The 8,700-nt window shown below is 62.8% G+C and carries 7 protein-coding genes; 6 read left to right on the top strand and 1 reads right to left on the bottom strand.

Translation table 11 applies throughout. The annotated features are described in order from the left end of the window. Window positions 1-131 precede the first annotated feature (131 nt). The 6 genes from AC1DXV_RS27540 (at window position 132) to AC1DXV_RS27515 (ending at window position 7,965) form a co-directional block, all read left to right on the top strand. A complete protein-coding gene (locus AC1DXV_RS27540) occupies window positions 132-1,412 on the top strand; it encodes a choice-of-anchor D domain-containing protein (protein WP_477936561.1) in 1,281 nt (426 codons plus the stop codon). After that, window positions 1,409-5,077 carry an RHS repeat domain-containing protein gene (locus AC1DXV_RS27535; RefSeq protein WP_477936559.1) on the top strand — a complete coding sequence of 1,223 codons (3,669 nt, stop codon included), beginning with the start codon at window positions 1,409-1,411 and terminating at the stop codon, window positions 5,075-5,077. The genes AC1DXV_RS27540 and AC1DXV_RS27535 overlap by 4 nt, the downstream gene beginning before the upstream one ends. A gap of 2 nt (window positions 5,078-5,079) precedes the next feature. Then, window positions 5,080-5,271, top strand: coding sequence for a hypothetical protein (locus AC1DXV_RS27530; RefSeq protein WP_477872116.1), 192 nt, complete (start codon window positions 5,080-5,082; stop codon window positions 5,269-5,271). 227 nt (window positions 5,272-5,498) lie between these two features. Further along, on the top strand, window positions 5,499-5,969 hold the full coding sequence (locus tag AC1DXV_RS27525) for a hypothetical protein (RefSeq protein ID WP_477872114.1): 471 nt from the start codon (window positions 5,499-5,501) through the stop codon (window positions 5,967-5,969). A 103-nt stretch (window positions 5,970-6,072) separates the two neighbouring features. Beyond that, window positions 6,073-6,735 (top strand): leucine-rich repeat domain-containing protein, encoded by a 663-nt coding sequence (locus AC1DXV_RS27520; RefSeq protein WP_477936557.1) that lies wholly within the window; start codon window positions 6,073-6,075, stop codon window positions 6,733-6,735. A gap of 63 nt (window positions 6,736-6,798) precedes the next feature. After that, window positions 6,799-7,965 (top strand): RHS repeat-associated core domain-containing protein, encoded by a 1,167-nt coding sequence (locus AC1DXV_RS27515; RefSeq protein WP_477936555.1) that lies wholly within the window; start codon window positions 6,799-6,801, stop codon window positions 7,963-7,965. A 534-nt stretch (window positions 7,966-8,499) separates the two neighbouring features. On the opposite strand, the gene AC1DXV_RS27510 is transcribed toward AC1DXV_RS27515, so the two are convergent. Continuing rightward, a partial coding sequence (locus AC1DXV_RS27510; RefSeq protein ID WP_477936553.1) for a DUF4129 domain-containing protein occupies window positions 8,500-8,700 on the bottom strand: 201 nt, incomplete at its 5' end.

The following is an 8,700-nucleotide window of genomic DNA, read 5'->3' as shown; positions in this document are numbered from 1 at the left end:
CGGCCTCCTCGGTCAGCGGCACCGACTTCGGGTTCGTCTCCACGACCTGCGGCAACTCGCTGCCGGTGGGTGGCAGCTGCTCGGTCACGGTGCGCTTCCAGCCGACGGCCAATGCCGCACGCAGCGGCAGCGTGAGCATCGGCACGGGCGCGGGGACGCTGTCTGCCGCGCTGAACGGCACCGGCCTGCAATCGGTGATCGCGGTGACCGGCAATGGCGCAGCGAGCCTGTCGGCGCAGAAGGGCGGTGCAGCAGGCAGCGGCACGGTCACCTTCACGAACAGCGGCAACCAGGCGGCGACGCTCACGATGTCGGGCTTGAGCGCGCCGTACTCGGTGAGCCCGGCCAGTTGCGTGGCGCCTGCGGGCGGCAGCTGTGCGGTGACGGTGTCGATGGCCACGGCCGGTGCAATCGGCGCGCAAGGCGGCCAGATCCTGACGGCCACCGGCGGCACGACCGGTGCGGTGTCGGCCGGTGTCGCGGGCACGCTCTATGGCTCGTCGATTTCCGTGAGTGGCAATGGCGCGACCGCCTTGAGTGCTCCGAGGGGCGGCGGCGCAGCCTCCGGCACGGTGAGCTTCACCAACAGCGGCAACCAGGCGGCGACGCTGACGATGTCGGGGTTGAGCGGTGTGTACAGCGTGGCACCGGGCAACTGCGTGGTCGACCCCGGCGGCACCTGCTCGGTGACGGTGTCGATGGGCACGGGCGGCAACATCGGCGCACAAGGCGCACAGACGCTGGCCGCGACCGGCGGAACGCTGGCTGCGGCATCGGCCACGGTGTCCGGCACGGTGACGGGCTCGATCGCGACGTTCTTCTACGGCGGCCTGGCCTATGGAACGGTGAACCAGAACTCGACGGCACCGGTGAACACGATCGGGTGGCGCAACGACGGCAATGCGCCGATGACGCTGACGGGGCTGTCGGGCCTGCCCGGCGCGTTGAGCGTGACTGGCAACGGCTGTACCAATGTGGCGCCTGGAGTCTCGTGCAGCATGACGGTGCAGCTGTCCACCAGCGCGCTGACGAACTTCAACCAGACGGTGAGCACGGTGGGCGCGACGGTGAACACGGCAGTCACCGCGAGCGGCTCGGTGCAGACGATCCCCGGCGCGTTCTTCACGCTGAGCCCCGGGGCGACTTCGACGAGCTTCTACACGACGGTCACGCTGACGGTGAGCAATCCGTACACCGCGGCGCAGGCGGTCACCGCCGTGACGCAGAACGGCGAGGCATCACCAGGGACGGGCACCACCTGTGCCGTGGGCGGCAGCGTGCCGGCCGGGGGCAGTTGCACGTTCCAGTGGATCTACAACCGATGCGTCGCGACGACGGTGAACTACAGCGTGAGCAATCCGTTCGGCACCGCCACCTCCAGCAAGGCCATTCCGAAGGGGAGCTGCCCATGAAGTGCCTTCACACGATCCTGCTGGCGGTGGCCGCAGTGGCCGCGGGCGCAGCACGTGCCCAGGTCCAGCCGCCCATCGACCCGTTCCGGTACACGAAGACGGCGAGCACCACCTACCGCCCCGATGGCCTGGTGGAAACCGAGAAGGTCGAGCCCGACGACCCGAAGCTGTGCGTGCTGACGACGTATGGCTACGACCCGGCGGGCAACCGCATCAGCACGCGGCAGGAGAACTGCCCGGGTGCGAGTGGCGAAGCGCTCTTCACGGCGCGCACGAGCACGACGACCTTTGCCACGCAGACGGTGACGATCGCCGGCCAGAGCATCAAGGTGCCTGCGGGCAGCTTGCCGAGCGAGCGCAGGAACGCGCTGCTGCACGGTGAGACGCAGACGGTAGATCCCCGCTTCGGCACGGTGCTGAGCAAGACCGGGCCGAACGGGCTGACCACGCGCTGGGAATACGACGATCTGGGCCGCGCGACGCGCGAGATCCGCGCCGACGGCACACGGTCGATCACGGCGTACTGCTACATCGCGGGTCGGGTCGACAGCGCAACGAACAGCCCGACGTGCCCGAGCCCCGGCGCGGTCGAGATCCCGGCCGATGCGGTGAAGTTCGTGCACGCGGAGCCGCGCGATGCAAGCGGCTCGGAGGGCGTCAAGAACGGCCCGTTCACCCGCAAGTACATCGACCGCGCGGGCCGGGTGCTTCGCCAGATCACCGAGGCGTTCGACGGCGCCACGCAACCCGGCGGCACGAACCGCCTGATCGCCACCGACACCGAGTACGGCGACCTGGGGCAGGTGATGCTGCAGACGCAGCCGTATTTCCTGGACAGCGGCTCGTCGACCAGCGGCGGCAGCGCCGACGTGGGGCTCTCGCGCTCGGAGTACGACGCATTGGGCCGGGTGGTCCGCACCTACACGGCCGACCCCCAGGGCAACCAGCCGAGCGTGGGCTTCAGCAACCGGGGCAGCCGCCGGGCGCGGTTGTCGGCCGTGGTCTACGGCGCGCTGCAGACGACCACCATCGACGACCAGGGGCACACCCGGCTCGAGGAGCGCAACGTGGAGGGCCGCCCGATCCGCATCACCGATGCGCAGGGCGCGCAGCTCGTGCACCAGCACGACGCGTTCGGCAACCTTGTCACGACGAAGGACGCGCTTCAGAACAGCGTGCAGATCGCGTACGACATCCGGGGTCGCAAGCTCAAGCTGACCGACCCAGACGCCGGGGTGCTCGAGTACCACTATGACGCCTTGGGTCAGGCGGTGTGGCAGCAGAACCCGCTGCAGCAGCAGCGCGGCAGCTCGACGACGATGAAGTACGACGAGCTGGGGCGGATGACGCTGCGCATCGAGCCGGAGTACCGCAGCACCTGGAGCTACGACAGCTGCGCGATGGGCATCGGCAAGCTGTGCGCGACCAGCGCCAGCACCGAGATGAGCCAGCAGTGGGTGTACGACAGCCTGGGGCGGCTGGTCAGCAACCGCACGACCGTGGCGAACGGGCCGAGTTTTGCGAGCGCGCTGAGCTATGACGCGAACGGCCGGCAGATGACGCAGACCTGGCCGACCGGGTTGACSGTGAACTACGGCTACACGCCGAAGGGCTTCCTCGGCACGGTGTCGCTGGCGACGGCGGTGACGGTGAACCCGCTACCGAGCACCCCGGGCGGCACGCCGGGCGCGAGCGCTACGCTGCCGGCCGGCACGGTGCTGTGGCAGGGGCTGGCTTACAACGCGTGGGACGGCCTGGAGCAACAGAAGTACAGCAACGCGGTGGTGAGCAGGTCCGGCTACGAAGCATCGACGGGCCGCGTCAGCAGCTTGACGACGGGCAAGGCCAGCGCCACCGATGTGCTGAACCACGGCTACGTGTGGGACAGCCTGGGCCGGTTGACGAATCGCAACGATGCGAACGGGGATGGCGCAACCGGCGCGGTGACCGAGAACTTCGAGCACGACGCGCTCGGGCGGCTGCAGCGCTACACGGTGGCTGCTCCTGCGATCAGCGGCTTGGTGCGCACGGTGAGCCTGCAATACAACGCGCTGGGCAGCATCCTCTACAAGAGCGATGTTGGGGTGTACAGCTACGGTGCCCAAGGTGCGAACGCAGTGCGGCCGCATGCGGTGCAGAGCATCGAAGGCGCAGCCGCCAACACCTACGGCTTCGATGCGAACGGGAATATCGCGAGCGCGACGGCGGGAAAGTACCGCGGGACCACCTACACCGGCTTCAACCTGCCGGACAGTCAAGCCGGTGTGCAAGGGCCAGCAGGCGGCCCGAGCTACGTGTGGAGCTATGACGAAGACCACGCACGCATCCGCGAAGTGCGGACGATCCCGAGTGGCACCAACGCCGGCACCCGAACGACGTGGTACCTGCACCCTGACAACACCGGTGGCTTGGCCTTCGAGAGCGAGGTCAACTCACCGACGAGCCCGAGCGCAGCGAACCCAGCCGTCACCAACAACCGCCACTACCTGAGCGCCGGCGGCCAGAGCCTCGGTGTGCTGGTCACCACTGGAGCGCTGCCAGCACTCGGCGCCACGCAGACCGCACCGCCCGTCCAGTCGAGCCTGAGCGCGGTGAAGCTGGAGTACTGGCACAAGGACCACCTGGGCAGCATCGCAGCGACAACGGACCACAACGGCGACGTGACGGCCCGCGACGCGTACGACCCGTTCGGCAAGCGGCGCTTCGCCAACGGCAACTACGACGCGGCCGGCACGCTGGTGATCGACTGGAGCCCCGCCATCAACAGCGGAACTGACCGCGGCTTCACCGGCCATGAGCAGCTCGACGACATCGGGCTCACGCACATGAACGGCCGGATCTACGACGCGGCCCTCGGGCGGTTCCTGGCGGGTGATGCGAGCGTGACGGATCCGCTGGATCTGCAGAGCTACAACCGCTACAGCTATGTGCGCAACGATCCGCTGGCGCGAACTGATCCGAGTGGCTGGAACGATCTGACACAGGTGGTCCAGCCGATTGTGTGGATCACCGGGCACCGGGAATGGAAGTGCGGCGAATCCTGCGTCAACTCCATCAAGGCAATGCTGCTTGCGTCAGCCGAGCAGGCCAGGAAGGCAGCCAAGCACTGGCGAGTGGTGGTTCCCGTGGTGCGAAGCGTCGTGCGGTTCGGCGGCGGTATGCTCGGCGGGACCGTGGGTGGCGGGTTGGCTACCGGTTGTGCAACGTTGTCGGGCGGGCTGTGTTCGCCACTGGCGCCCGGCATTGTGCTGGGCGGCCGGTGGCTCGGGCAGGAAGGCGCGGTACTCGCGTTCGACGCGGTGCTCAACGCGACGGTGGGGGCGGAGCAGCCGGCGGAGGGCGTATCGACTGGAGCAAGCACGCCAACGAGTCCGGAAATCAAACCCGAAGAACTCGAGGGTAAAACGGAAGAGGAGTTGGAGAAGCTCGCCAAGGACAAAGGCCTCGTCCAGGATCCTACGAAGGCAGGCAAATGGCGCGATCCAGTGAGCGGAAAGGAACGCCTGTTGATCCACCCGGGACACTTAGACAAAGACACGGGGCTTCCCTACGACAATCCCAGAGCAGCTGCGCCCCATGCACACGGATTCGAACCGGGCGGGCGAGGCATCGGTGACCCGAATGCTGGCGGTGATCTCCACTTTCCTATTCGACCAAGGACCTGAAGATGACGACAAAAGCGGATGACCCCTCAATCCACGAGTTCGCTGGTGGAGAAATATGCGTATGGCTCGACGACAGTGGCGTCATCTGTTTGAAGAGCCGCAATAGGTTTAACGATCCAGTTGAACTTGCGGAACATGAGGCGCTGGAGTTGGCCGACTTGCTAAAAAGGTTTGTCGAAGAGCAGCGTGGTTGACGAAGCGCCCTACCCGACTCGTGGCCTTGGTCAAGACTGAGTCCAAGTCATCGACTCTCGCTTTCGAAGCATCTTCAACTGCCATGCGGAACAGCTTTCGAAGGAAGGTCAGGAGAACAGCGAGCACTTCATTGAGGTAGCCGAATTGGAGATGGYCTGCGAATCCTTCTCTGGCCCTTTCCTGCGCGAAAGCTCATGACCTGAGCGATGTTGGCCACGCGTGCTGGGTGGACGGTGGCTCAGACAAGATGGCGCGGTCCTCGTGTTTGACGCGGTGCTCAACGCAACGGTGGGAGCGGGCAGCCGGCCGAGGGGCTGGAGACCGGGCAGCCAATGAGGATAGTGACGGCAAAGTAGGCTCCTATACCAATACCCACGAAAGCGGCAAGAAGTATCACGGTAAAGGATCTGAGGAACGTGCAAAGCAGTCTGGAAAAGAGAAGGCCGAAGAAAACACTGATCCAGTCAAAGAGACAGAGTGGACTTCATCCACGAACATGCGGGAGGCTTTCAAGGACGAGGCCAAGAGAATCCGCAATGACGGCGGCGTTCAGAATTCGAACAACTACAACAAGATCAATTCGCCGCGAAAGATATCTCAATCAAGATGGTCGTTGATATCGGAGTCTTCTAGTGATTCAAGCTATAAAGTGGGGCAGCAGCTCTATTGCAATATTCTCAGAGAGAATGAGATCTGAGATTGCGGATGAGCTCGCTTCTGGCTCCGTGAGTGGCGTAGCTGTCGCCCCGGATGAAGGGTGTTCCGACGAAGTATTACAATCTCTTGTCGGACTACCAAACTTGAAGATTCTGGTTGTACAGCGATTGCCCGATGTCGCGGTCAGCGCATTGGAGCAACTGCCGTGCCTTGAAGAGGTCTCTATAGACGAGACGAAGCAAACACTGGATCTTGGACGGTTGCCCAGACTAAAGAGAWTGTCGGTCTTTTGGCATCGCAGAATTTTCCTCAATGAGACCAGCTCGAAGGTTGAATCATTGCATGTGTGGAAATATCGCGCAGCTGATCTTTCCGACTTCCCGGCGTTCCCGAATCTTACTGAACTTGAACTGGTTAAATCAAATGTAAAAAGCCTATCTGGAGTTGCGGGATATCCAGGATTGAAAATACTTGAGTTGCATCGACTCGATCAACTTGAGCAACTCACGGACCTTGGGCTTCAGCAATTGGTATCCTTTGTGGCTGCCGACTGCAAAAAAATTGAAGACCATGAACATATTGCCTCTTTCAAGAAACTCCAGGAGTTGAAGCTGCATCGATGCGGAGTCATGAAGTCGATCGATTTCATACGGGATCTCCGCGACCTGCAATCGTTTAGGTTTCTCGGGACCCCGATAGCGGACGGAGACTATTCCCCATTGCTGCGATTGGAGGATKTGTATTTCACGGAAAACCGCAAACTGAAAGTGAAGCCCGCTGACTTCCACCAGAGAAGAAGTACCTGAGCGAGAAACTGAGACAAGGACCACCTGGGCAGCATCGCAGCGACGACGGACCACAACGGCGACGTGACGGCCCGCGACGCGTACGACCCGTTCGGCAAGCGGCGCTTCGCCAACGGCAACTACGACGCGGCCGGCACTCTGGTGATCGACTGGAGCCCGACCGTCAACAGCGGCACGGACCGCGGCTTCACCGGCCATGAGCAGCTCGATGACATCGGGCTCACGCACATGAATGGGCGGATGTACGACGCGTCCATTGGGCGTTTCCTGTCCGTCGACCGCGCGGTGACGCAGCCCTATGAACTGCAGAGCTACAACCGCTACAGCTATGTGGAGAACCGGCCGCTGAACAGCACGGACCCGAGCGGGTGGAATCCGAATGAGCTGACGCAGAAGAAGTGGAATTGGCCGCTGCCGTTGCCGGACCCCGATCAGCATCCGTCGCAGCCTCTGCCACCGCAGCCGAAACCACAGGAAATGAAGAAAGTGGAAATCACTGGCAGTGGAGCTGTGAATACCGGCTGCACCGGTGCGTGCCTGACCGTGCTCCGGGCGGAGATTGACAAATACAACAAGCGGATGCTTGCCGGCGGCTATGTGCGGTCACTGATGGGTGGCTCGCTGGTCATGCAAGCGCCCAAGCCCATGGTTTTTCGCATTCCCGGGGGGCCTGCGGGACCGATCTACGCGGTCTTCGCAGGGGCGACGTTGATCCTGGTTCAGGAGGCTGCTACTACTGTCCCAGGTAGCAATACGATGGCCGGGCCCTATGGGTTCTTGCAGCAGGCCGCCGATGGGTTGTCGACGGGCGCAACGACCACCGCTACCGCCGCTGTTTCTGCCAAGGCTGCTCGCGACCGTGAGCAGTGGTTGAACTTCTATCACGGGACGGATCGTGACAGCGCCTTGGCGTTGGCTGGCGGGGCGCCACTCCTGGTTGAAACTGCGATTTCAAAGCATGTTGACGGCGGGATTGGGTTCTACTTGGCAGACAATCCTGCAGCGGCAGAATTCTTCGCTTGGCGCCGTGGTGGGGCCGGGAACCCTCCTGCCGTGCTTCCATTTGGAGTGACCGTCTTCGCCTACGACGCTCTTATCGGCGCAGGCGCAGGTTTCAGACCGATTCCACAAGGCACTGGTGGCCGGATACCGGGAAGCGAGCTTTTTATCCCGCCSAGTGCGTTCCCTTTGTTTGAGACACTACGCAAGGAAGGGCAAATTCGACCATGACAAAGTCTTTTCAAATACTTGCCGGAGACGTGTGTGATTACATTCGACTCAACCCAAAAATGTATCTTCCGGAAGGCAATGGGTCAACTGAGGAGAAGCTCATAACTCTTTTGGTATCGGATTGCCTTTCACTCGGGGCCGAGAAGGTCGAAATCACCCGAAATTCTCACTGGTGTGCAGTGTCTTCGAATATTGATTGGCTCAAAAGCACTTCGAGGCACTGGGACACTATTGACGCCCTGTTTGGGAAAGTCTTTCCGTTGCTTGAGGCAGGCCCCAACAGTATTCGTCATGAAGTTGTCGTCAAGGCATTCTGTAGCGATGTCTTGACGGCCGCAGACGGGAATGTGAATGTTATAAAGAACTCGGGGAGAGAGGGAAATATTGAAATTGGAAGGCGACTCTGCGATTCCTATTATCCCGCTAGAGTTGTGGCCTTCTCGATATAAAAGTCGGCGAACTACTTCAGACGACTTCTTCCTGACACTTGATGCAATTCGGCGCGTTGGGCGCTTGGCCGCAAGCGCCTCGTGCTCAAGTTCTGGTGAGCATCTTCAGCTCGGCACGCACTGCACGCAACCAGGGTGCCGAAGGCCGTGCGAGCGCATCGCGGCCGTAGCGCTGCGTGTCGAACCTGCGCAGCAGCACGGCGAGCGCCGCGCCCCGCGGCCCGAAGCGCGCCTCGACCGCAGCCGCCAGCCCGCGCGGCGTGTCATGCGGCTGCGCCACCAGCCC

It is taken from the genome of Rhizobacter sp. P3_C12 (assembly GCF_056402735.1).
Note: the sequence above shows the minus strand (reverse complement) of the source record. Positions and strands in the feature narration are given on the sequence as shown.